39 protein-coding genes are annotated in these 21,994 nt (G+C 34.1%); 30 read left to right on the top strand and 9 right to left on the bottom strand.

Features of this window, described 5'->3' with window-relative positions; genetic code table 11:
- Positions 1-13: 13 nt before the first annotated feature.
- Complete coding sequence (gene rplT / locus ACI9TV_RS02260) at positions 14-373, bottom strand: 50S ribosomal protein L20 (RefSeq protein WP_415249136.1); 360 nt, start codon at positions 371-373, stop codon at positions 14-16.
- A gap of 107 nt (positions 374-480) precedes the next feature.
- Positions 481-672 (bottom strand): 50S ribosomal protein L35, encoded by a 192-nt coding sequence (gene rpmI / locus ACI9TV_RS02255; protein ID WP_415249135.1) that lies wholly within the window; start codon positions 670-672, stop codon positions 481-483.
- 96 nt (positions 673-768) lie between these two features.
- Here rpmI and ACI9TV_RS02250 point away from each other — a divergent pair, with 96 nt between their 5' ends.
- Complete coding sequence (locus tag ACI9TV_RS02250) at positions 769-996, top strand: hypothetical protein (protein ID WP_415249134.1); 228 nt, start codon at positions 769-771, stop codon at positions 994-996.
- A 12-nt stretch (positions 997-1,008) separates the two neighbouring features.
- Here ACI9TV_RS02250 and ACI9TV_RS02245 read toward each other — a convergent pair whose 3' ends face one another.
- Complete coding sequence (locus ACI9TV_RS02245; protein ID WP_415249133.1) at positions 1,009-1,557, bottom strand: ribonuclease HII; 549 nt, start codon at positions 1,555-1,557, stop codon at positions 1,009-1,011.
- 183 nt (positions 1,558-1,740) lie between these two features.
- On the opposite strand from ACI9TV_RS02245, the gene ACI9TV_RS02240 reads away from it, so the two are divergent.
- From ACI9TV_RS02240 to ACI9TV_RS02230, 3 genes are read left to right on the top strand one after another with little or no spacing between them, the layout of a single operon-like run.
- Positions 1,741-2,103, top strand: coding sequence for a hypothetical protein (locus ACI9TV_RS02240; RefSeq protein WP_415249132.1), 363 nt, complete (start codon positions 1,741-1,743; stop codon positions 2,101-2,103).
- Positions 2,103-3,335, top strand: coding sequence for a hypothetical protein (locus ACI9TV_RS02235; protein ID WP_415249131.1), 1,233 nt, complete (start codon positions 2,103-2,105; stop codon positions 3,333-3,335). Before ACI9TV_RS02240 ends, ACI9TV_RS02235 begins: the two co-directional genes overlap by 1 nt.
- A gap of 11 nt (positions 3,336-3,346) precedes the next feature.
- On the top strand, positions 3,347-3,655 hold the full coding sequence (locus ACI9TV_RS02230) for a metal-sulfur cluster assembly factor (RefSeq protein ID WP_415249130.1): 309 nt from the start codon (positions 3,347-3,349) through the stop codon (positions 3,653-3,655).
- Here ACI9TV_RS02230 and ACI9TV_RS02225 read toward each other — a convergent pair.
- Positions 3,652-4,716: an ATP-binding protein gene (locus ACI9TV_RS02225; protein WP_415249129.1), complete on the bottom strand. Its 1,065-nt coding sequence runs from the start codon at positions 4,714-4,716 to the stop codon at positions 3,652-3,654. The genes ACI9TV_RS02230 and ACI9TV_RS02225 overlap by 4 nt on opposite strands.
- 176 nt (positions 4,717-4,892) lie before the next feature.
- Between ACI9TV_RS02225 and rpsJ the strand changes: the two genes are divergently transcribed.
- The 23 genes from rpsJ to infA all read left to right on the top strand — a co-directional run bounded on the left by rpsJ (position 4,893) and on the right by infA (position 15,561).
- Positions 4,893-5,204 carry a 30S ribosomal protein S10 gene (gene rpsJ / locus ACI9TV_RS02220; RefSeq protein WP_415249128.1) on the top strand — a complete coding sequence of 104 codons (312 nt, stop codon included), beginning with the start codon at positions 4,893-4,895 and terminating at the stop codon, positions 5,202-5,204.
- A 9-nt stretch (positions 5,205-5,213) separates the two neighbouring features.
- Entirely contained in the window at positions 5,214-5,789 is a 576-nt protein-coding gene (gene rplC / locus ACI9TV_RS02215; RefSeq protein ID WP_415249127.1) for a 50S ribosomal protein L3, read from the top strand.
- Entirely contained in the window at positions 5,789-6,403 is a 615-nt protein-coding gene (gene rplD / locus ACI9TV_RS02210) for a 50S ribosomal protein L4 (protein ID WP_415249126.1), read from the top strand. The genes rplC and rplD overlap by 1 nt, the downstream gene beginning before the upstream one ends.
- Entirely contained in the window at positions 6,404-6,685 is a 282-nt protein-coding gene (locus tag ACI9TV_RS02205) for a 50S ribosomal protein L23 (protein WP_415249125.1), read from the top strand.
- Position 6,686: 1 nt separating this feature from the next.
- Positions 6,687-7,532 carry a 50S ribosomal protein L2 gene (gene rplB, locus ACI9TV_RS02200; protein ID WP_415249124.1) on the top strand — a complete coding sequence of 282 codons (846 nt, stop codon included), beginning with the start codon at positions 6,687-6,689 and terminating at the stop codon, positions 7,530-7,532.
- A 1-nt stretch (position 7,533) separates the two neighbouring features.
- A complete protein-coding gene (rpsS, locus tag ACI9TV_RS02195; RefSeq protein WP_415249123.1) occupies positions 7,534-7,809 on the top strand; it encodes a 30S ribosomal protein S19 in 276 nt (91 codons plus the stop codon).
- A 2-nt stretch (positions 7,810-7,811) separates the two neighbouring features.
- Positions 7,812-8,129: a 50S ribosomal protein L22 gene (gene rplV / locus ACI9TV_RS02190; RefSeq protein WP_415249122.1), complete on the top strand. Its 318-nt coding sequence runs from the start codon at positions 7,812-7,814 to the stop codon at positions 8,127-8,129.
- A 1-nt stretch (position 8,130) separates the two neighbouring features.
- Complete coding sequence (gene rpsC, locus ACI9TV_RS02185; protein WP_415249121.1) at positions 8,131-8,847, top strand: 30S ribosomal protein S3; 717 nt, start codon at positions 8,131-8,133, stop codon at positions 8,845-8,847.
- Positions 8,848-8,849: 2 nt separating this feature from the next.
- Positions 8,850-9,275 (top strand): 50S ribosomal protein L16, encoded by a 426-nt coding sequence (rplP, locus tag ACI9TV_RS02180; protein ID WP_415249120.1) that lies wholly within the window; start codon positions 8,850-8,852, stop codon positions 9,273-9,275.
- Positions 9,262-9,450 carry a 50S ribosomal protein L29 gene (rpmC, locus tag ACI9TV_RS02175; protein ID WP_415249119.1) on the top strand — a complete coding sequence of 63 codons (189 nt, stop codon included), beginning with the start codon at positions 9,262-9,264 and terminating at the stop codon, positions 9,448-9,450. Before rplP ends, rpmC begins: the two co-directional genes overlap by 14 nt.
- Before the next feature lie 11 nt (positions 9,451-9,461).
- Entirely contained in the window at positions 9,462-9,710 is a 249-nt protein-coding gene (gene rpsQ / locus ACI9TV_RS02170) for a 30S ribosomal protein S17 (protein WP_415249118.1), read from the top strand.
- The gene (gene rplN / locus ACI9TV_RS02165; protein WP_415249117.1) at positions 9,710-10,078 is read left to right on the top strand and encodes a 50S ribosomal protein L14; all 369 of its coding nucleotides are present in this window, start codon (positions 9,710-9,712) and stop codon (positions 10,076-10,078) included. Before rpsQ ends, rplN begins: the two co-directional genes overlap by 1 nt.
- Positions 10,078-10,308 carry a 50S ribosomal protein L24 gene (gene rplX / locus ACI9TV_RS02160; RefSeq protein WP_415249116.1) on the top strand — a complete coding sequence of 77 codons (231 nt, stop codon included), beginning with the start codon at positions 10,078-10,080 and terminating at the stop codon, positions 10,306-10,308. Before rplN ends, rplX begins: the two co-directional genes overlap by 1 nt.
- 2 nt (positions 10,309-10,310) lie before the next feature.
- Positions 10,311-10,856 carry a 50S ribosomal protein L5 gene (rplE, locus tag ACI9TV_RS02155; RefSeq protein WP_415249115.1) on the top strand — a complete coding sequence of 182 codons (546 nt, stop codon included), beginning with the start codon at positions 10,311-10,313 and terminating at the stop codon, positions 10,854-10,856.
- Positions 10,856-11,041, top strand: a complete 186-nt coding sequence (locus tag ACI9TV_RS02150) for a type Z 30S ribosomal protein S14 (protein ID WP_415249114.1) — start codon at positions 10,856-10,858, stop codon at positions 11,039-11,041. Before rplE ends, ACI9TV_RS02150 begins: the two co-directional genes overlap by 1 nt.
- Before the next feature lie 76 nt (positions 11,042-11,117).
- Positions 11,118-11,516, top strand: a complete 399-nt coding sequence (rpsH, locus tag ACI9TV_RS02145; protein WP_415249113.1) for a 30S ribosomal protein S8 — start codon at positions 11,118-11,120, stop codon at positions 11,514-11,516.
- 9 nt (positions 11,517-11,525) lie between these two features.
- Complete coding sequence (gene rplF, locus ACI9TV_RS02140; protein WP_415249112.1) at positions 11,526-12,062, top strand: 50S ribosomal protein L6; 537 nt, start codon at positions 11,526-11,528, stop codon at positions 12,060-12,062.
- 16 nt (positions 12,063-12,078) lie between these two features.
- Positions 12,079-12,435 carry a 50S ribosomal protein L18 gene (gene rplR / locus ACI9TV_RS02135; protein WP_415249111.1) on the top strand — a complete coding sequence of 119 codons (357 nt, stop codon included), beginning with the start codon at positions 12,079-12,081 and terminating at the stop codon, positions 12,433-12,435.
- 9 nt (positions 12,436-12,444) lie between these two features.
- Positions 12,445-12,885 carry a 30S ribosomal protein S5 gene (rpsE, locus tag ACI9TV_RS02130; RefSeq protein WP_415249110.1) on the top strand — a complete coding sequence of 147 codons (441 nt, stop codon included), beginning with the start codon at positions 12,445-12,447 and terminating at the stop codon, positions 12,883-12,885.
- Between the two features lie 3 nt (positions 12,886-12,888).
- Positions 12,889-13,287, top strand: a complete 399-nt coding sequence (rplO, locus tag ACI9TV_RS02125; RefSeq protein WP_415249109.1) for a 50S ribosomal protein L15 — start codon at positions 12,889-12,891, stop codon at positions 13,285-13,287.
- Positions 13,288-13,289: 2 nt separating this feature from the next.
- The gene (secY, locus tag ACI9TV_RS02120; RefSeq protein ID WP_415249108.1) at positions 13,290-14,552 is read left to right on the top strand and encodes a preprotein translocase subunit SecY; all 1,263 of its coding nucleotides are present in this window, start codon (positions 13,290-13,292) and stop codon (positions 14,550-14,552) included.
- A gap of 1 nt (position 14,553) precedes the next feature.
- On the top strand, positions 14,554-15,312 hold the full coding sequence (map, locus tag ACI9TV_RS02115; protein ID WP_415249107.1) for a type I methionyl aminopeptidase: 759 nt from the start codon (positions 14,554-14,556) through the stop codon (positions 15,310-15,312).
- A 30-nt stretch (positions 15,313-15,342) separates the two neighbouring features.
- Entirely contained in the window at positions 15,343-15,561 is a 219-nt protein-coding gene (gene infA, locus ACI9TV_RS02110; RefSeq protein ID WP_013326041.1) for a translation initiation factor IF-1, read from the top strand.
- Positions 15,562-15,591: 30 nt separating this feature from the next.
- On the opposite strand, the gene ACI9TV_RS02105 is transcribed toward infA, so the two are convergent.
- The 3 genes from ACI9TV_RS02105 to ACI9TV_RS02095 all read right to left on the bottom strand — a co-directional run bounded on the left by ACI9TV_RS02105 (position 15,592) and on the right by ACI9TV_RS02095 (position 17,087).
- On the bottom strand, positions 15,592-15,885 hold the full coding sequence (locus ACI9TV_RS02105; protein ID WP_415249106.1) for a chorismate mutase: 294 nt from the start codon (positions 15,883-15,885) through the stop codon (positions 15,592-15,594).
- Positions 15,886-16,020: 135 nt separating this feature from the next.
- Positions 16,021-16,233: a hypothetical protein gene (locus ACI9TV_RS02100; RefSeq protein ID WP_415249105.1), complete on the bottom strand. Its 213-nt coding sequence runs from the start codon at positions 16,231-16,233 to the stop codon at positions 16,021-16,023.
- A 2-nt stretch (positions 16,234-16,235) separates the two neighbouring features.
- On the bottom strand, positions 16,236-17,087 hold the full coding sequence (locus ACI9TV_RS02095; RefSeq protein ID WP_415249104.1) for a S1 RNA-binding domain-containing protein: 852 nt from the start codon (positions 17,085-17,087) through the stop codon (positions 16,236-16,238).
- 150 nt (positions 17,088-17,237) lie between these two features.
- On the opposite strand from ACI9TV_RS02095, the gene ACI9TV_RS02090 reads away from it, so the two are divergent.
- From ACI9TV_RS02090 to ACI9TV_RS02080, 3 genes are all read left to right on the top strand, one after another.
- A complete protein-coding gene (locus ACI9TV_RS02090; RefSeq protein ID WP_415249103.1) occupies positions 17,238-17,438 on the top strand; it encodes a hypothetical protein in 201 nt (66 codons plus the stop codon).
- A 62-nt stretch (positions 17,439-17,500) separates the two neighbouring features.
- Positions 17,501-18,241 (top strand): M15 family metallopeptidase, encoded by a 741-nt coding sequence (locus ACI9TV_RS02085; RefSeq protein ID WP_415249102.1) that lies wholly within the window; start codon positions 17,501-17,503, stop codon positions 18,239-18,241.
- On the top strand, positions 18,242-19,537 hold the full coding sequence (locus ACI9TV_RS02080) for a M99 family carboxypeptidase catalytic domain-containing protein (RefSeq protein ID WP_415249101.1): 1,296 nt from the start codon (positions 18,242-18,244) through the stop codon (positions 19,535-19,537).
- 26 nt (positions 19,538-19,563) lie between these two features.
- Here the strand turns inward: ACI9TV_RS02080 and ACI9TV_RS02075 are convergent, their stop codons facing one another.
- Positions 19,564-20,739 (bottom strand): NnrS family protein, encoded by a 1,176-nt coding sequence (locus ACI9TV_RS02075; protein WP_415249100.1) that lies wholly within the window; start codon positions 20,737-20,739, stop codon positions 19,564-19,566.
- The gene (locus ACI9TV_RS02070) at positions 20,736-21,986 is read right to left on the bottom strand and encodes an SPL family radical SAM protein (protein ID WP_415249099.1); all 1,251 of its coding nucleotides are present in this window, start codon (positions 21,984-21,986) and stop codon (positions 20,736-20,738) included. Before ACI9TV_RS02070 ends, ACI9TV_RS02075 begins: the two co-directional genes overlap by 4 nt.
- Positions 21,987-21,994 lie beyond the last annotated feature (8 nt).

The raw sequence follows: 21,994 nt of genomic DNA, 5'->3' as shown, positions 1-21,994 counted from the left end.
AAGGTCTAAAAACTTATGCTGCTAATGCTGCTTTTGATGCTTCAACAACTGCACTAAATGCTGCTGCGTCATTCATCGCCATATCAGCAAGAATTTTACGGTCAAGCTCGATGCCAGATTTGTGAACGCCGTTCATGAAAGTTGAATAATTCATTCCATTTAAACGAGCCGCTGCATTGATACGAACGATCCATAATTTACGGAAGTCACGTTTCTTTTGCTTACGATCTCTATGAGCATATACCCATGAACGTTCAATTTGTTCCTTAGCTTTTCTGAAGTGTTTACGACGACCACTATAGAAACCTTTTGCTAATTTTAATATTCTCTTATGTCTTTTTCTACGAACAGTACCTGTCTTAACTCTTGGCATTTCTTTCCTTTTTTCTTTACCCAGTCACTTTGTGTGCTTAAGGTGCCATTTTTCATGGACTTGCCCAATTTATTTATTTAAATTGGAGATGAATGATGTAACTATTTCTAGTTAATCATAGCCTTGATGTTTGCTGCGTCAGCTTTAGCAATTACGGCTGGACCGTTTTGCTCACGACGAGTTTGTGCATCTTGTTTAGTTAGAATATGGCTTCTAAACGCTTTACCACGTTTAATCTGACCGTTCTTCTTCACTTTAAAACGCTTAGTAGCGCCTTTTACCGATTTCATTTTTGGCATCGATGTATCCTTGCGTATTATTCTCACTAAAGCCCATTCGGACTTAGAGAACGGGATTATACCCAAATTATTCTAAATTTTTGTTATACTCTCATTATGAATTCAATTAAACATATAGAAAATGCCCTGAAAGAGCTAGATGATGAAGTACAAAAAATACTTTTAAATTGGGATATACCTCTCAATGAAAAAGATAATTTAATGCTTCCAATTTTACAACAAAAAAGAGTTTTAGATCAAACAAAAGAAGATCTTACATATTTAAAAGAGAATCCTCCAACACCTAATCAACCATGTGGAATTTCAAAATACAGGGAAGAGTAAACCTTAAAGAATTTAATCAAAGAGAGTTGCTTCAAGAGCTTTTAACTTATAGCTTCTTCGGTGAATATCGCAGTAGCCATGTTTTTTTATCATTTCAATATGTAACTTAGTTCCATATCCTTTATGTTTTTCAAAATGATATACTGGATATTTTTTAGACTCTAGAACTATATTTCTATCATGGGTTACTTTTGCAAGGATTGAAGCTGCGCTAACTTCAGCTACTTTAGTGTCAGCCTTTACCATTGTAGCGAGTCCCTCAACCCCAAATGTTGTGTTCCCATCAAAAAGGTATTCTTCAGATTTTAGATTTTTCATTATCTCTCTCAAACCAGATGCTAAACATTTTGAGATACCATCATCATCGATCTGTTTAGGGGAAAATTTTACAATATGGTAGGATGAGTTTATAACTATTTTTTCAAACAGTGTCTCACGTTTTTTCTCAGTAAGCTTTTTAGAATCATTCAATCCTTCTACTAAGGTATGTAAGATACATCCAGCTATCACTAAATCTCCAGCAATAGGTCCTCGACCAGCTTCATCAATTCCACATAACATATATATTTTCCTTTTATATTTGTAAAATTATACATATATTTTTACATTTTACATCTTTCGTTTTAAATTAGAAATTCTGTCGTGCTAACTTAGATTAAATTTTTCAAGTATATTATTACAGTAAGAGAGAATTTATTTCAATTCCGATAATCTTATAGTAATTAAAATAAAAGGTATGAAAACATGAATTTAATTCCAGAGAATGCACAAGAAGTAGAAGTGAATGGAGCTACAGTTCCTTTTTACAAGTATGATAAAGACGGTAAAGTAGTATATCAATTTGATAGTAGTAGTTGCGGACATCCTGAGCCTATGATTAATGCAATGTCAGGCTTACAAATGTTGTCAGGTAATGAATTATTAATAATGATTAATGCTAAAGCACCTATGGGACTATTCCCAAAAATAGAAGCAGATTTTAACTTCAAAGTAGAAGACATGGAAGGTGGTAAATTTAAGATTACTTTTACAAAAAAAACTAAGAATGATGAGGCTACAGACTTTGATGATACAGGATGCGCTGGCGGCGGTGGATGTACTAACTAATGGCTGTCTCACAAGATTTCGCACCACCATTTAAACTTATAGCACCTTATTTTATTATAGGCGTTAGTTTTTTTGTTGTGAGTGTGGTTCTATTATTTGGATTTGATATCACACAACTCGGTAGCGCAGATGCATCTACACTTTCATGGGTACATGTCTTTTTATTAGGCTTTGTCATGATGGTAATATTTGGAGCTATGGCTCAGTTAGTGCCGGTAGTCTTAGAGGTAGGACATTTTGCGGTGGATCTTTACTACATCATATATCCTTTACTCATGATTGGTACACTTCTTATGGGATATGGTTTTCTTGATAATGTAGCTTTACTCCCATATGGAGGGGTAGTTGTACTAATATCCTTACTCATTTTTGTCTTAGAGACTTTCCTAACAATAAAAAAAGTAAAGAAATTAAATCTTGTTATGACAACTGTTGTGGTAGCAAATAGTTTTTTATTTCTTGGTTTAATTTTTGGAATACTCATGGCGCTGGCTTATGCTGGAGTGATTGATGTTGATATAGCAAATCTACTTAAAGCACATATCTACTTAGTACTGATTGGTTATGTAGGCATCACAATAATGGGGATGAGTTTAGTTCTTTTACCTATGTTTTGGCTTTCACATAGTTTTACATGGAAACCGGTAAAGATAGCAGTTGGAGTAATTAGCATAGCAGTTTTATCAGTTATGTTTTCTGCAATACTAAAGAGTGAGGTTTTAGAGTATATAGGTTATATCTTAACTATATCTTCATTAGGATTATACTTTTATCAGGTTTATATCATCTATAAAACAAGAGTACGTTTAGATAAAGATATCTATCTGTATTCACTTTTATTCTCGTATGCAAGCTTATTTATTGGCTTAATTATGGGAGTGATTTATCTTCTGATACCAAGTACAAATCTACTCATGAGTATGGCTTGGGTTATTTTTTTAGGGTATATAACTTTTATCATAAATGGACATCTCTATAAAATAGTTCCTTTTTTGGTTTGGTATGAAAGGTTTTCACCTTTAATAGGGAAAGAAAAAGTTCCGATGCTAGCAGATATGGTACCTCTAAGAAGTGCAAAGGTTCAGTTTATTTTTAGTGCTTTAGGTGTAGTAGTAACAGCTTTTGGAATATTTTTCACTAATAATGATGTTTTTAAAGCGGGTATTAGTTTTTTAACATTAGGAAGTATCTTTATGTTAAAAGATTTAATATATATGATTAATTATAAATAATGGAGATAAAAATGGTTACAAAAGAAGAATTATTTAAAGCGGTATCAACAGTGAATGATCCAGAGGTTGGATTCAATCTAGTTGAGATGGGTTTAATTTATGATGCAATGTGTGATGAAAAAGGTGATGCTACAGTTATCATGACATTAAGTACAAAAGCATGTCCTTTGCATCAAATGATAGTTCAGTGGGTTGAAGAAGCAGTAATGAGAGAGTGCGTAGCTGTTGAAAATATTAGCGTAGAAGTTGTATGGGAACCAGCTTGGAATATATCTATGGCTACTGATGAAGTAAAACAAAAACTGAGCGGTGGAGCCTAATCTCCCAAAGCCCAAATATCAAAAGGAAGCATTTCTACACTTGAAAGTGGATGGGAGATACTTCCTTCTGTATTCATTGTAATAGCTGTAATCTTTTCTATACTATGTGTAAATATAAAAGCTTCTATTTGTTCTATTTTTTTAAACAAAGCTCTTTCATCTGAAAATGGCATACAAAGAATGATTTCATTCAGATGTGGCATATAAAATTCTATCTGTTCATCATAGTAACATGTAACATCAGATTTCAATAATTCCAAGTAAACCATGTTTTCAAATAATCTTCCAAAATGTTTATCTGTTGTCAATGCAGCTTTTAAAGATATATCGCAAAGGTAGATTTTTTTTGTTGCACGAGAATGTTCAAATTTCTCTAAAGTATGTATATAGTTTTTTTCTACAAGTGCATCAAATGATTTATAAAGTTTATCTTTGGAAATTTTTCTAATGCTTTTTAATCTCTCATATATTGTAAAAGCAGAAATTTTTTGTGACATCATTTTTGTACAGAACTTAAGTATGTCAAATTCTACATTATCAAGTGCGTTAAGTAATGTCTCTTGGATATAAAGATGACGCAGATCAGAATGTACCTTGTGCATAGATGGAAATCCACCAAGTTGGAAAAAGTGATTGAGTGCACTTGAGTCATATTTATGTTCATACGCTAAAAACTCTTCATAATCAAGGGGATAAAGACGTATAGTTTGTAGAATATCAACTGGATGGTGAAGTGTAGATGTAATAATGAGTTGGGAAACATTCACAAAAGTAATTACTTGGAGATAGTTATCTAAAACAAGTACATCTATTTTGTTTTGTATACAAAACTTAGACAGACTATTGTTAAGTTCATCGATATCAATTCTAATGTCATTACAATTAATATACAAATAGGTATTTTTTTTTAAGCCAAGGAGATAATGCTTAACCAATTTTGTCTTTCCACTTTGTGATACTCCATTTATCTGATAACTCTCTTCACCTAAAGATATCTTTCTATCATGAAATTTATCTATATATAAATCAGTTTTATAAAATTCTTCAAGTAAAGTTTGCATAAAATTCCTAAAATTTAGTCTATAGTATTTTATCATTTCCTTATTAAAAGGAAATAAATTTAATAGTTTTTCATCTTTTAGACCCTAAATCCTTGAATAAAAGCACTGCTTTGGATACAATTCCGTTCCCTTAAATAGTTGGGCAGGGATCCAACGAGTTCTTTAGAAGGAAAAACATGGAAAAAATTCGTTTAAAATTGAAAGCTTACGATCATCGTGTATTAGATAGATCAGTAGCGTCAATCGTAGAGGCTGTAAAGCGTACAGGTGCACAAATTCGTGGACCGATACCTTTACCAACAAAGATTCGTAAATATACAGTTCTTAAATCAGTTCACGTTAACAAAAAAGCGCGTGAGCAATTTGAAATTCGTATGCACGGTAGAATGATTGACATCGTTTCAGCTACACCTGAAACTGTTGATTCATTAATGAAGCTTGATCTTGCACCAGAAGTGGATGTTGAAGTTCGCTCTATGGATAAGTAGGAGTAGGTCGTGGAATATATTGTTGAAAAAATCGGTATGAGCCGTACTATCACTGTGCCAAGTAAACCTGTTACTCTTTTAAGAGTACTTGATCAAAAAGTATGTGAAGTGGAAGAAGGTACTGCAATTGTTGCTTACAATAGCGGTAAAAAAATGAACAAAGCAATTGAAGGTCAGCAAAAGAAGTATAGCCTTCCTGCTGAATTTAATCGTTTCGCAACACTTGAAGTTGCAAATACTGAGGCTGGTGATTTAGATATCGCTCCATTAGCAGAAGCTAGTGTAGTTAGATCTAGTTTTAACACTAAAGGTCGTGGTTTTGCTGGTGCAATGAAACGTTGGAATTTTAGTGGTGGACCAGCTTCACACGGTCATAGATTTGGTCGTAGAACAGGTTCAATCGGTAATGCTGAGTGGCCAGGTCGTGTAATGAAAGGTAAGAAAATGCCAGGACATTACGGAAATACACAAATAAGTGTTAAAAATGAGATCGTTTCTTACGATGCTGAAAATAAAATCATTGCGGTTTTAGGTTCTGTATCTGGTGCTAACGGTGCTTTAGGTCGTGTAAAGGTAGCTAAGTAATGAGTGCAATCGTTTTAAATGAAAAAATGGAAAAAGCATCTGAGTTAGCATTACCAGAGTCTTTCTCTGGTATTAATCCTCATAACCTTTATCTTTATGTAAAATCTGCTCAAGCTGCACAACGTGCAAATACAGCGATTGCTAAAGGTAGAAGTGATGTACGTGGTGGTGGTAAAAAACCATGGGCTCAAAAAGGTGGCGGTCGTGCTCGTGCGGGTTCAAGACGTTCTCCTATATTCGTAGGTGGTGGTAAAGCTTTTGGTCCTCAAAACAACCGTAACTACGATTTAAAAGTAAATAAAAAGCAAAAGAAATTAGCTTTAAACTTTGCTTTAAATGAGCATGCACAAAATGGTACTCTTTTTGTAGTTGATTCTATTGAAATCGCATCTGGTAAAACTAAAGATGCAATGGCAATGTTCAAATTACTAAACCAAAGAGATACTCTTTTTGTTAAATCATTATTAGATGAGCCAACATTCTTAGCTTTTGAAAATATTCAAGCTACTTACGTTGTTGAATCTAATGAATTAAACGCTTTTTTAGCTGCTAATTATCGTTCACTAGTGATCGAAAAAGCAGTATTTGAAGCTCTAGTAAGTGAGGCTAAGTAGATGGCAGATATTACAGATATTAAATCTATTCTTTATACAGAGAAGACTCTAGGAATGCAAGAAGATGGTATTATCGTTGTACAAACATCTCCTCGTATGACTAAAACAGGTCTTAAAGAGGTTTTTCGTGAGTATTTTGGAATTATTCCAAGTAACATTAACTCATTGAATCAAAGCGGAAAGCGTAAAACATTCCGTGGTGTAAAAGGTAAACAAAATGACTTTAAAAAGTTTTATGTTACTTTACCTGAGGGTGCACAAATAGAAAGTTTGGCGGTATAACATGGCAATTAAAACTTATAGACCGATAACTCCGTCTCGTCGTTTTTATACAAATGTTGATAGTTCTGATATCACTGCAAAAGCAAGTGTTCGTTCATTACTAATTAAACTTCCAACTACTGCTGGACGTAATAACAATGGTCGTATCACATCTCGTCACCGTCAAGCTGGTGCTAAGAAACTTTACCGTATTGTTGATTTCAAAAGAAATAAGTTTAATATTCCTGCAACTGTAGCAGCTATCGAGTATGATCCATACCGTAACTGTAGAATTGCACTTTTAAACTATGCTGATGGCGAAAAACGTTATATCCTTCAACCGAAAGGTTTAAATGTTGGCGATTCAATTATGTCAGCAGATGATGGTCTTGATGTTAAAGCTGGTAATACTATGAAACTTAAAAATATCCCAGTGGGTACTTTAATTCATAATATCGAGATTAAAACTGGTAAAGGCGGACAAATGTGTCGTGCTGCTGGAACTTCTGCTCAGATTATGGGTCGTGATGGTAGATATGTATCATTAAGAATGCCTTCATCTGAAATGCGTTTAGTTTTAGGTGAGTGTTTAGCTACTGTTGGAAGTGTTGGAAACGAAGAGTTTGGTAACATTGTTATCGCTAAAGCTGGTCGTCAACGTCACTTAGGTATTCGTCCACAAACTCGTGGTTCAGCAATGAATCCAATTGATCACCCGCATGGTGGTGGTGAAGGTAAAACGAACTCAGGTCGACATCCAGTTACTCCATGGGGTAAACCAACGAAGGGTGCTAAAACTCGTCGTAAGAAAGCAAGTGATAAGTTAATTATTACTCGTCGTAAACCAAATGCTAAAAGGGTAGGATAATATGGCTCGTTCACTAAAAAAAGGTCCATTTGTTGATGACCATTTAATGAAGAAAATTGTTAAAGCAAAAGCTGAAAACAATAAAAAACCTATCAAAACTTGGTCAAGAAGATCAATGGTTACACCTGATATGGTTGGTTTCACATTAAATGTTCATGATGGACGTAAATTCGTTCCTGTGCATGTATCAGAGAACCACATTGGTTACAAGCTTGGTGAATTTGCACCAACTCGTACATTTAAGGGCCATAAGGGCTCTGTTCAGAAGAAGGGGTAGGCATGGCTAGAGCATTATTAAAATTTATCCGTGTATCTCCAATTAAATCTCGTCTTATTGCAAGAGAAGTTCAAGGGATGAATGCTGAAGCAGCAATCGCAGCTTTAGAATTTACTCCAAATAAGGCAGCTAAAATTATCTCTAAAGTAATTGCATCTGCAGTAGCTAACAGTGGTATGGAAGCAGAAGATTGTATTGTTAAATCTTGTCGTGTTGACAATGGTCCAGTTCTAAAACGTTTCCGTCCACGTGCTCGTGGTATGGCTTCAGGAATTAGAAAACCAACAGCACATATCTTAGTAGAAGTAGAGGGTAAATAATATGGGTCAAAAATGTAATCCTATTGGTTTACGTCTTGGTATCAACCGTAACTGGGAGAGCCGTTGGTTCCCTAACTTTAAAACAGCTCCAGCTGCTTTAGGTGAAGATCACAAGATAAGAACATTTTTAAAGAAAGAACTTTATTATGCTGGTGTTGCAAACATCATTATAGAAAGAACAGTTAAGCGTTTACGTGTAACTATCGTTGCTGCTCGTCCTGGTATCATTATTGGTAAGAAGGGTGCAGACATTGAGAAACTTAAAACTGCTGTTCAAAAGTTAGTTGGTAAGCCAATCTCAATCAACATAAAAGAAGAGAAAAAAGCTCAAACTTCAGCACAACTTGTTGCTGAGAATGTAGCTACTCAACTTGAGCGTCGTGTTGCTTTCCGTCGTGCTATGAAGAAAGTTATGCAAGGTGCACAACGTTCTGGCGCTAAAGGTATCAAAGTAGCAGTTGCTGGTCGTCTTGGTGGAGCAGAAATGGCTCGTACTGAGTGGTACTTAGAGGGAAGAGTTCCTCTTCATACTCTACGTGCTAAAATTGATTACGGTTTCGCTGAAGCACATACACAATACGGAATTATCGGTGTTAAAGTATGGATATTCAAAGGGGAAGTTCTTACTAAAGGCGTACCTGTTGAAGTAGCTGAAGAGAAAAAAGAGCGTCCACGTAAACGTGCACCTCGTCGTGAAAATAACGAAAAGGCTGATTAATCATGTTGATGCCAAAAAGAACTAAATACCGTAAGGTAATGAAGGGACGTAACCGTGGTTACGCTCGTTCAGGTTACAAACTAGCGTTTGGTGACATTGCGTTTAAAGCTGTAGAAGCTGGTCGTATCGATTCTCGTCAAATAGAATCAGCACGTATCTCTGCTACTCGTCATATTAAACGTCAAGGTAAGATGTGGATTCGTGTATTCCCTGCTAAACCTTTAACTGCTAAGCCTCTTGAAACTCGTATGGGTAAAGGTAAGGGAGCTGTTGATAAATGGGTTATGAATATTAAGCCAGGTCGAATTATATTTGAAATTGCTGGTATTCCACATGATATTGCACGTGAAGCGTTAACTCTTGCTATGCATAAGTTACCATTTAAATGTAAAATAATTACTGAGGAGATGAGCAATGAAATATTCTGATTTAGAAGGAAAAACTTCAGCTGACCTTCAAGCTATGCTTAAAGAAAGAAAGACTGAACTTTTTACTTTAAAAATTAAACAAAAGATGATGCAACTTCAAAATACTAGTGAACTTACAGTAGCTAGAAAAGATATCGCAAAAATTAATACTGCACTTACTGCAGTAGCAAACTAAGGAGCCTCTATATGACACATAAACGTGAAGTACAAGGTAAAGTAGTAACTATTTCAGGCGATAAGACAGTATCTATTGTTGTTGAACGTCGTGTAATGCACCCACGTTACCACAAAGTTGTAAAACGTTTCAAAAAGTACTTAGTACATGATGAGCGTAACGAAGTTAAAGTTGGAGACGAGATTGTTGCAATCGAGTGTCGTCCACTTTCAAAGACTAAATCTTTTAGACTTAAAACAGTAGTAACAGGAGCTAAATAATGATCCAAGGTTTTACTCGTTTAGTAGTAGCTGATAATACAGGTGCTAAAGAGATTATGTGTATCAAGGTACTTGGTGGTTCAAAGCGTCGTTATGCTTCAATTGGTGACGTTATCGTTGCTTCTGTTAAGAAAGCGACTCCAACTGCTAAAGTTAAAAAAGGTAAAGTTATTAAAGCTGTTGTCGTTAGAACACATAAAGAGGTTCAACGTGAAAACGGTTCTCTAATTCGTTTTGATGATAATGCAGCTGTAATACTTGATGACAAGAGAGAGCCTATCGGTACTCGTATTTTCGGCCCTGTTGGTCGTGAAGTACGTTACGCTGGATTCATGAAAATTGTTTCTCTTGCGCCGGAGGTTGTTTAATGGCAAAGTTTAATTTCAAAAAAGGCGATACTGTAGAAATTATCGCTGGAGATGACCGTGGAACTAAGGCTACTGTTTTATCAGTTATGCCTAAGAAGAACAAGGTTATTGTTGAGGGTTGTAAGGTAGCTAAAAAAGCGATCAAACCAACAGAAGATAATACTAAAGGCGGACATATCAATAAAGAAATGCCAATAGATGCTTCAAATGTACGTAAAGTGGAGGCATAATAATGGCTCGTTTTAAAGAAAAATATTTAGGTTTAAAATCTGAGTTACAAACTGATTTAGGAATTACAAATCCTATGCAAACACCAAAAGTAGAGAAAATAATTATCTCTGTTGGTGCTGGTTTTGCAATGAAAGACAACAAACTTATTAAAAATATCGAAGACACAATTACTACAATTGCTGGTCAAAAAGCAACTACAGTAATCGCGAAAAAATCAGTTGCTGGTTTTAAAGTTCGTGAGGGTATGCCAGTTGGTATCCGTGTAACACTTCGTGGTGAAAACATGTATAACTTTCTTGATCGTCTCGTATCTATTGCACTTCCTCGTGTAAAAGATTTCCGTGGTGTTCCAAGAAATGGTTTTGATGGTCGTGGTAACTATAACTTCGGTCTTCAAGAGCAACTAATTTTCCCAGAAGTTGGCTATGATTCAATCATGCAAATCCATGGTATGAATATTACTATGGTTACAACGGCTGATTCAGATAAGGCTGGTTTTGCTCTTTTAGAGAAAATGGGTATGCCTTTTACTAAAGGGAGCAACTAATGGCTAAGAAGTCTATGATCGCAAAAGCGGCACGTGAACCTAAGTTTAAAGTTCGTGGTTATACAAGATGTCAAGTATGTGGTCGTCCACATTCTGTTTTAAGAGATTTCGGTATTTGCCGTATCTGTTTTAGAGACATGGCAAGCAAAGGGTTAATCCCAGGTGTTAGAAAGTCTTCTTGGTAACCCAAGAGGAAACTTCTACTCATTAGCAGTTATTTTATGTTTATTCATAAAATAACTACAAATAAGGAAAATATAAATGGCAATTAATGATCTAGTATCAGATGCGTTAACGCGTGTTCGTAATGCGGGTATGAGAAGATTACCAGTTACTACTTTAGTTCACTCTAAGAGTGTTGAAGCTGTAGCAAATATCTTAGTAGAAAAAGGTTACTTAGAGTCTTGTAATGTAATCGAAAATGGTCCTAAAAAAACTATCAAAGTTGTACTAAAGTATAACGATGAAGGTAGAACTGTAATTAATGAAATGAAAAGAGTTTCTAAGCCTGGTAGACGTGTTTACAAAGGTAAAGAAGATATCAAACGTTTCAAAAATGGTTACGGAACTATTATTGTAAGTACATCTCATGGCGTTCTAGCTAATGACAAGGCATATGACCTTGGAATTGGTGGTGAAGTTATGTGTACGATATGGTAGGGGTATAGTATGTCAAGAATTGGTAAAAAACCTGTAGAATTTGCAGCTGATATTAAAGTTAGCTCAAATGGCGATATATTAACTTTTGCTAAAGGCAAAAATAGTGTTGATTTAGATACAAAGGGAAATGTTGACTTCAAAATTGATGGAAATGTTTTAACTTTTGCTGCTAAATCAGAAGAGAAAGCTCACAGAGCATTCTGGGGAACGTATAGAGCATTAGCTGCTAATGTTGTAACTGGTTTAACTACTGGATACTCTAAGCAACTAGAGATCAATGGTGTTGGTTATAGAGCTGCTGTTAAAGGTAAAGTTCTTAATCTTCAACTTGGTCACTCTCACGATATTAACTTTGATTTAGTTGATGGTCTTGAAGCTAAAGTTGAAAAAAATGTTATTACTCTTAGTAGTCATGACAAACAACTTTTAGGTTCTGCAGCTGCAAAAATTAGAAGTTTCCGTCCACCAGAGCCGTACAAAGGTAAAGGTGTTAAATACATGGAAGAGCATATCGTGCGTAAAGCCGGTAAGACAGCTAAGAAGTAAGGGAGGATATTAAAAAATGAATGCAAAAGTATTAAAAAATAAAATTGCGAACCGTATTAAGCGTAAGCAACGTATTCGTGCAAAAATATCTGGTTGTGCTTCACTTCCTCGTGTTTCTGTATTTCGTTCAAACCGTTATTTAAGTGTACAAGCTATTGATGATGCAACAGCAACAACATTATGCGCACTTAATTCAAAGGCTACTGGTCATAAATCTAACAAAGAAGGTGCAGCTGCACTTGGTGAAGCGTTTGCGCACAAACTAAAAGAAGCTAAACTAACTGAAGTTGTTTTTGATCGTAATGGTTACCAATATCACGGTGTTATCGCTGCATTTGGTGATGCACTTCGTGCTAACGAAATTAAGTTTTAAGGAGACATGATGGAAATTAACAGAGATGATTTTGAAGAATCAATTGTAAATATTGGTCGTGTTACTAAAGTTGTTAAGGGTGGTAGAAGATTTCGTTTTACTGCACTTATCGTTGTTGGTGACAAAAATGGTACTATCGGTTATGGTATGGGAAAAGCGAAAGAAGTTCCTGACGCTATCCGTAAAGCTGTAGATAATGCATTTAAGAACATAACAACTGTTAGCATTAAAGGTACTACTATTGCACATGATATTGAGCATAAGTATAACGCTTCACGTGTTTTACTTAAGCCAGCATCAGAAGGTACAGGTGTTATCTCAGGTGGAGCTATGCGTCCAGTTCTTGAGCTTGCAGGTATACAAGATATTCTTACTAAGAGTATTGGTTCAAATAATCCAGGTACGGTGGTTCGCGCAACAGTTGAAGCACTTGGCCGTTTAAAAGGATAGTATATGGGTATTGAAAATTTATCACCTGCTGAAGGTTCTACTACAAATCGTAAACGTACAGGGCGTGGACAAGCTTCTGGAACTGGTAAGACTGCAGGTCGTGGTCAAAAAGGTCAGAAATCTCGTTCAGGTTACAAAAGAAAAAGAAACTTTGAAGGTGGTCAACAACCACTTGCAAAACGTTTACCAAAAATTGGTTTTACTTCTAGATTAGTAAAGCCATATGTAATTAACGTTGGAAAAATTAAAGCTGTAGCTGAATTAGCTGAGATCACGGTAGAGTCAATCCGTGGTGTTCACAAAATGGGTGCTGCTGTTGTTAAGGTTAAATTAGTTGGAGCATCTGCTAAAGATTTAGCTTCAAAAATTAAAGACGAAAACGTTACTACTACAGGTAACTAATTGTGAATAAAAATCTAGTTAATAAGTTACTTATTACAATAGGGTTTTTATTCATCTACCGTTTACTGGCATATGTGCCAGTACCTGGTGTAGATACTGCTGTTATCGCATCATTCTTCGACTCACATCAATCAGATGCACTTGGACTATTTAATATGTTTAGTGGTAATGCTGTTGAGAGACTTTCTATTATTTCACTTGGTATTATGCCTTATATTACTGCTTCAATTATTATGGAACTTTTAGCTGCAACTTTTGCACCTCTTGGTAAAATGAAAAAAGAGCGTGATGGTATGGTTAAATATATGCAAATTATTCGTTATGCGACTATTGTAATTACAATTATTCAAGCTATTGGTGTAAGTGTTGGACTTCAAAGTTTAACAGGACCTAGTGGAAACTCTGCAATTTTAGCTGATCAAAATACATTTATATTACTTGCTGCTGTTTCTATGCTTGCTGGTACAATGTTATTAATGTGGATCGGTGAACAAATTACGCAAAGTGGAATCGGTAATGGTATATCGTTAATCATCTTCGCAGGAATCGTATCGGCTATCCCATCTGCTATAGGTCAAACTATTACTATGGTAAATTCTGGTGCTATGAGTTTCTTAACAGTAATAGCTATTTTAGCTCTTATTTTAGGTACTGTAGCCATTATTATTTATGTTGAACTCGGTGAACGTCGTGTTCCTGTTACATATGCTAAAAAAACTATGATGCAAAATCAAAATAAAAGAGTTATGAACTATATTCCAATAAAGGTTAACTTAGCTGGTGTTATTCCAGTAATCTTTGCTTCGGCAATTTTAATGTTTCCTATGACTGTAATGAGTAGTAGTACAAACCCTACCGTTTTAGCTTTTGCAGATTATTTAAATCCAAATTCATACTTTTTTAACTTCTTAACTTTTATGTTTGTTGTTTTCTTTGCATTCTTTTATGCTTCGATTACATTTAATGCAAAAGATATAGCTGACAACTTAAAAAGGCAGGGTGGATTTATTCCAGGTATTAGAACTGGTAATGCTACGATGGAGTTTTTAAATGAAACTGCAAGTAGATTAACATTTACTGGTGCACTTTACCTTGGTCTTGTGGCTACTTTACCATTTATGATTATCAAAGGGATGGGCGTACCTTTCTTCTTTGGTGGAACTGCTGTTCTTATCGTTGTTCAAGTTGCTCTTGATACAATGAGAAAAATAGAAGCTCAAGTTTATATGGGTAAATATGAAACATTAAGCGCAGTCGGTCTATAAAATGGCGATTGCGCTAAGAAGACCTGACGAAATACAAAAACTAAGAGCTGCTAATAAAATTGTTGGTGGTGCCTTAGAACTACTTCAAGCAAATACAAAAATCGGAGCTTCTTTAAAAGATCTTGATGCAATGGGTGAGGATTATATCCGAAGCTGTGGTGCCAAACCTTCTTTTAAGGGTCTTTACGGCTTTCCTAACTCTGTTTGCTGCTCACTCAACGAAGTAATTATTCACGGTATTCCTACTGATTATAAACTACAAGAAGGTGATGTTATCGGATATGATATCGGAACTGAACTTGAAGGTTATTTTGGTGATGCTGCTGTGAGTGTTGGCGTAGGTAAAGTGAGCGATTTAGATATCGCTTTAATTGCATGCGCGAAAGATACTCTCTATCATGCAATTGGTGAAATCAGAGATGGTATGAGATTTAAAGAGCTTTCTTTAATTATGGAAGACTTTATACATTCTCGTGGTTTTGTTCCATTACATAATTTTTGTGGACATGGGATAGGTACAAAACCTCATGAAGAGCCTGAAATTCCAAACTATCTTAATGGGAAAAATCCTAAGGCTGGTCCTAAAATTAAGAATGGTATGGCTTTTTGTCTTGAACCTATGATATGTCAAAAAGAAAATAGACCAATTATTTTAGATAATAAGTGGGATGTTGTTAGTGCCGATGGTTTACGCGGTTCACACTATGAGCATACGGTTGCAGTTATCAACGGTAAAGCTGAAATATTATCTCTTGCGTAATATTACTAAAGAGAAACTAAAGGACTATTAATGGCAAAAGCTGACGTTATTGAAGTTGATGGTAAGATTATTGAAGCTTTACCAAATGCAACTTTTCGTGTTGAATTAGAAAATGGACATATTATTTTATGTCATATCGCAGGAAAAATGCGTATGCACTATATCAAAATACTTCCAGGTGATAAAGTGAAACTTGAGTTAACTCCATACTCACTAGATAAGGGTAGAATTACTTACCGTTACAAATAAAAAGAGGATTTATCCTCTTTTTACCTCTGCTTAAAAAGCATCCTTATTTCTAAACTCTGCAATTTCTGTTTCAACCATTTCATCTATCATAATTGTAAATAATTCTGAAATCATATTTGGGGAAACCTCCATCTGGATTGCTTTATGTCTTACTTTTTGTTTTATAAATTCGATTCTATCATCGGCTTTGATTTCGTCTACACTATTTTTAAATGAAGCTGCTTTTTTAATATAGTGACTTCTTTGTGAGATAAGTTCTACTAACTTATCATCTAATGTATCTATTTGTATCCTAACATCTTCTAGTGAAGTACATTCTTGCATATCTGTTCCTTTTCTAATTATTATATCTTAAATTAACACTTTTGTAACAAATGATTTGTACAATGATGTTCTCCTTGATTACTATAAGATTTTAAGCCGAATCTCTTATATAAACCTAACTAATATTTTCATAGTTTAGTTGGGTTTTATCATTTTTTTCACTTCTTTTGGAATATGTGCAAAAGCAAGACTAACAACTCCAACTTTTTTACCATCTTCATCAAATTCCATAGCATCTAAATTCATAGAAGTTGGATAGTATCGTATAGCCTTAAAAAATCTTTTCTCTATATTAAAGCTTATTTTCTTATCAGAGAGTTCTACACTCTTTTTTTGCTTTTTCCCCATTATCAATCCTTTATGTATATTCCAGTATCTTTTACTTCTATCTTATTAGAGTCAACGAGTGTTGTAAGGGAACGTTTAAAGTCTTTTTTACTTAGACCAAATGTATCTTTGATTAACTCAGCATCGCTTTTATAATTATAAGGCATTGTTCCACCATTATATTTTAATAGGGTAAGTACTTTTTCATGAGAACCACCACTTTGTTTGCCCCCTGGTTTTTGTAAACTTAAATCAATATTTCCATCTTTTCTAATTGTCTTTACATAAGCAATTCTTTTATCGCCAAGTTCTAAGTTTTCAAAGATTTCATTATGATAAATGAGGCCCTCATATTTTTCACTTACGATACATTTAAATCCAAGTGGAGTTTTTGCAATGATTAATATTTCTGCTTCTTTATTTACCGTTAGACCTTTAACTCGTCTCTCAAAGAACTCGCCCAGTTTCTCAGTTCCAACAAGTCGGTGTGTTCTTTCATCGTAGATTACTTTTATAAATCTTTTTTCACCTACAACAAATGGAGTCTTTTGAAACATGTTTGGTACGAGAAGGTCTTTAGTTAAACCCCAGTTCATAAAAGCACCAAAAGGGGCTACATCTACAACTTCAAATAAGGCGAATTCATCTAGCATCGCAGTTGGTTTAAGCGTAGTTGCAACAAGTCTATCTTCAGAGTCTGTATATAAAAATACATCTACTAATGTGTCTTGTACCATAGCTTCTGTAACATATTGTCCTGGAAGAAGAACATCTAGTTCATCCTCCGCCATAAGATAAATCCCTGGAGCTGTGTCTCTATCAACTCTGAGGGTATTTATGCATCCTAGTTCTAAATGTGCACTTAATGTATTCATTGGTTTTTCCGTCTTAATTTATTTTAGAGTATTATAGCTATTTACTCATGTTAGAATGTTTATTTTTGCTTAAAGAATTAATGATTTTAAATTAGATAAGTAGATATAGTAGTCATTTTGCTAATATTCCAAAAAAATTAAGGATAAATAATGTTTAAAATAATAGTAGAAAGACAATGTGGTTGTTTCAAAAGAAGTGACATGGAAGCTGATACTACAATGGATTCTAAAGACGAAGCACTTTTAAAAAGTATAGAGATGAGAGACACAATGAATAATGATTTTTGTGCAAAACATAAATTTACAGTAAAAGAGGAAGATAATAATTTTATTATTGCAATGAATGCGTAAATAGAAAAAAAATAAGTGCTATAAAATATATCACTTATTTTAAATTTTGATATAATACTCATATGAATAGAAGAAACTTTTTATCGTGTGCAGTGTTAACTCCTCTTTTCGCTCAGGAGCTTATGGCAGATAGTGATGATATTTATTTGAGTAAGGAAGAATGGGAACTTCTAGTAAGTGTAAACTCTCGCCTAAAACGTGTTAAACGACATGTTGGATTTGCTAACTTTAACCTTCTTTCCTTCACTGATACACTTTTTTATGCAAGAAATTATTACCGTATAGGTGCTTTTAGTAAAAAAGAACTTGACCTCATAGATAGGCTATTTGGTGAAGATCAAAATCAATATGGCTTTTACGGTAAAAAAACTTGTAACAATATAAATAATAAAATTTCAAGAAAAGAAGTAGAGAAAATTCCTTATACTGGGCATTATTTATTTAAAGGTAAAGCACAAGAGGATTATGAAAGTCTAAAAAAAGATGTTGGGAATACTCTTATCCTTACTTCGGGTGTTAGAAATGTGGTGAAGCAATTAAGTCTTTATGTCAATAAAATCTATAACTGTAGAGGTAACATCACAAAAGCTTCAAAAAGTATTGCTCCTCCTGCGTATTCTTACCATACCATTAGTGATTTTGATGTTGGCAGAAAAGGATGGGGATATAAAAACTTCACCGCTGATTTTGCTTCTACGTATGAGTTTAATAAAATGATAAAACTTGATTACATTGGTATGCGATATAACATGAACAATAGTGACGGTGTTCGTTTTGAGCCATGGCATGTTGAAGTAATATAAATGAAATTCTCTTATTTTCTTATACTAGCAATTATCGCTAGTGTTTTATCTGCAAATAACCATTATGATTTTGACCTTATAAAAAAAGGTAAAGATGATGGAAACACGCTTTTAGTTGTTGGTGGAATACAAGGCGATGAGCCTGGTGGGTTTATATCAGCATCGCTTCTAGCTACACATTATGAGATTACAAAAGGTTCTGTATGGATCGTTCCTAACCTTAACTTTTATAGTATTATTAAAAGAAGTCGTGGTCCATATGGAGATATGAACCGTAAATTTGCACATCTTTCTACAAAAGATCCTGAATACAAAACAATCCAAAGAATTAAGTCATATATTAAAGATGATAATGTTAAGTTAGTCGTCAATTTACATGATGGAAGTGGTTTTTTTAGACCTACGTATGAAGACAAACTACATTCACCACATAGATGGGGACAATGTTCTATCATTGATCAAACAAAGCTTAATATACCTCTTTATGGGAATCTCAAAGAGATATCAGACGAAGTGGTAAAATATGTAAATAAAAACCTTATGAAAAGTGAACATAAATACCACGTGCATAACACTCGAACAGTTGAGGGCGATAAGGAGATGGAAAAAACATTAACTTATTTTGCCATTAACAATGGTAAAGCTGCTTTTGGGAATGAAGCAAGTAAAAGTTTAGTAACACATGAGAGAGTTTACTATCATCTCTTAGCCTTAGAAAAATATATGGACATTATGGGGATTAAATATAAGCGAAAGTTTGAATTCACTGCTAAGGGTGTATATGCTGCGATAAACAATGATATCTATATCTCAATGTATGACAATAAAATAAAGCTTCCCCTTTCTAAAATACGGGGCTTTCTAAAATACTTTCCTATCAAAAAAGATAAAATACTTGACTTTGAAGCGAGTAACCCACTTCTCGCAATTGTTAAAGAAAAGAATATATATACAATTCATTATGGAAATAGAAGACTTTCAAAACTAAAAGCTGATTATCAAGAATATGATGAAGAAAGTAATACAGTAAAGTTTCTTGTGGATGGTAAACTTCAAGATGTAGAGTTTGGGTCTATAGTTGATGTATCTAAAAATTTCTTGGTGAAGTATGATGAGAATTTTCGTGTGAATATTATTGGTTACACAAACAAGAAAAAGATTGAAACAGATATAAATATTCGTAAAAACCAGATTGCTACAAAGTTTTCTGTTGATAAGAGTGGCGATATATATAGAGTAGAATACTACACTAAGAACAAGTTTGCAGGAATGATACTCGTCAAGTTTAGAAGTTAAATTTTTTTTAGTCTTTTATCATAGAACTACATTTTAGTTCCAAAAATAAGAACTTTCCCATATCTAGCACCCCAAAGTAAAAATAATACTAACCAAGCACTAAAAGATATATCAAACAGGAAAGGCAGATTCCATTCAAAAGCGACATTAAAACTCAATAATGCACGTAGAATTACAACAACTTGTATGAAGAAAAAAAGACCAACTGCAAATGTATCAGCATTCGGAGCTTGTCCAGAATGACCAAGTGTAACTCGAGTTCCAAAACCTATAAGAATGGTTGTTAAAAAGCCTATAGCTATAAGGTGAACACCTAAAAAGTAAAATGATGTACCAAGCATAAGCTCAGCAGTTAAACTCATAGCAGATAAAAGAAGAGCTGTAGGTAACCAAAATAGTCCGAGGTGAAGTACCCAAAGAATTGCGTGAGAAGTTAGTGGGGTAAACTTCCAAGAAATAAACTCACGCAGTAAATATAAACCTAAGATTACATCTATTATTATTTCACCAACGAGAATATCAAATGCACTAAAAATTGTTTTGAGTGTAAGAAATACAAAGGTTCTTATAAGAAGCTTTTCATCTTTAATCTCATAAGAGTGAGAGAAAAATGGAATCATTCTTTGTGCAACTGCAAAAGTTAAAAAGATGAGATAGAGATAAAATGAAATATTAATTGCTACGCTTTGTAGTTCAGAAATAAAGTTTGAACATATAAATAAGAGATGTCCAAAAAGACCAAAATAGTTAGCCACTAAAATCCAAAAAGCATCTTTTTTATCTGCTGCTTGTCCCTCTTTAAATATCACATGTAATTTATAGACAATAAAAAATTGAGAGAGTAAAAGTATTAGCATTCCTACCTGCATAACTAAGTTTATAGATAAAGCTCCATATATGAAAAGAACAGAACCAATAAGGTTAGTAAAAAAGATTCTTGTATAGTAAGGGCTCTCAATGGAAGGTGTTTGGCAAAATCTTGAAAAAGTAGTAAATAAAAATCCAGTAAACACATTGAGAAACACGGTAAATATTAATGTGTATGTGTGAAAATTAAGGGTGTCCATCTGTAGTGAAAGTATACCCTTGTAAGAAAGTGCAAACAAAAGCATCATTATGAGTGCATTAGCAATACCTAAAATAAAAAAAGGTTGATGTGGTTGGGACAAGAAAAAGTTCTGTTCTTCATCTACTAACGTCATAGTAAAAACTCCATATCTAGTTTATTTGCATAAGAAGCAAGCATAGCTCTCTCAAAATCATTATTTGTTGAATACTCATAACCAAAGGTCTTCGCCCACATAGAATGCTCTTCCATACATAAGTAAAAGAAAACGTCTTTGTGCCAAGGTTTAAAACTTTCATAGGCATGTTTAAACATCTCTACTTTTGTCGCATCAGGGTAAGATGTTTTTCCACTTGCGTTAACGTGAGGTATTTGTGTGATTTTTGTTCGAAATTCACGTTCACGAAGTTGTTTTATAACTGGTTTAATAAAGGTAAGCGTTCCAAAACTAATAAGAGCTACTTCACCTACTTTAAATTCATTGATAAGTTTGTCATAAACTTCTTTGTATTCTTCTAAATAGTTTTCATACTCTACAATAGGGTGAAAGTGAAAGCCAACTTTTACACCTTTGTCAGCTAATTTTCTAGCAGCCTTAACTCTTTTGTTAAGCGAAGCAGTTAAATGTTCTTCGTTATCAATAATAGTTTGGGTGTTAAGTGAGTAGGTACATAAAATATTTGTAGGTACATCATTTTCCAAAAAATGTTTGATGTTGTCGGACTTTGTTTTGAATTCTAAGATTACATTTGGATTCTCACGTGCGAAGCGAAAAAGGGAATCAAGTATTCCCTCACGGTTTCCCCACATAAGTGAATCAGAACTCTGTCCTGTTCCTATATGGTAGGTTTTATTTTGATCCAAATTTAAGTTAAGGAGTTTATCTGCAAATCCACTATCAAAAGTAATTGTGTTTTGGTTGTAAAAGCTTTGAATAGAACAATACGAGCAATCAAATCCACAAGATTCCACAGCATCAAGTGTTAGAAGATTACAACATCTTGTTTTTTCAGATGCAACAGGACAAAGTCCAAGTCCAAATCCTTCTTTGGTTTCAGTAGTAAAAGTATATTTTTGTTCTTGAGGGATGTTTTTAAGTTCAAAGTTTTTATAAGAATTTGGTTTATCACGTATATCTTCATAAGCTTTACGAAGCCTAGTAAAAACAACTTTTTTTTGATTATGGTCTGGAAAAATTTCTAGAATATTTTTCTCATGCCACATGCTAAGATCGCGTGCTATATCGATAATTTGTTTTAATTCTTGGTACGAAAACTTCAGTTGGAGAGATTTTTCTTTTATAAATGTTTGTTCATTCTCTGGAAGTTTCGCGTAAAAAGTATTTTCAATAGTGTCATTAAATTTTTCTAAGTATGTATTCATACTGAGAT

This window comes from Sulfurimonas sp. (assembly GCF_047622445.1).
Lineage (GTDB): Bacteria > Campylobacterota > Campylobacteria > Campylobacterales > Sulfurimonadaceae > Sulfurimonas.
The sequence above is the reverse complement of the archived record's forward strand: the minus strand, read 5'-3'. Positions and strand labels throughout refer to the sequence as shown.